The organism is Streptobacillus ratti, from assembly GCF_001891165.1.
GTDB lineage: Bacteria > Fusobacteriota > Fusobacteriia > Fusobacteriales > Leptotrichiaceae > Streptobacillus > Streptobacillus ratti.
Window position 1 is genome coordinate 1 of the sequence record NZ_LKKW01000137.1, and the last position, 228, is coordinate 228.

1 pseudogene is annotated in these 228 nt (G+C 22.4%); it reads left to right on the forward strand.

From position 1 onward, the window contains the following. Positions 1-32 precede the first annotated feature (32 nt). Positions 33-228, forward strand: a pseudogene (locus BT993_RS07130) (TrbI/VirB10 family protein); the annotation flags it as partial.

Here is a 228-nt window from a genome sequence, read left to right on the forward strand (position 1 = left end):
TTATTATACTAATATTTTCAGTTGTAGGTATAATGATTTATAAAAATGTACCTAAAATTGAAGAAGTGGAAGAAATAGAAATAGCTGATCCAAATAGCTTTAGAATAACTGAAAATGATACAACAGATGAAGATAAACCTTTTGAAAAAATAGAAGATATTGAAGATACTAATTTTGAAAAAATTATTGAAGATACTATTAAAGATAAAAAACATGAAGAAGTTAATC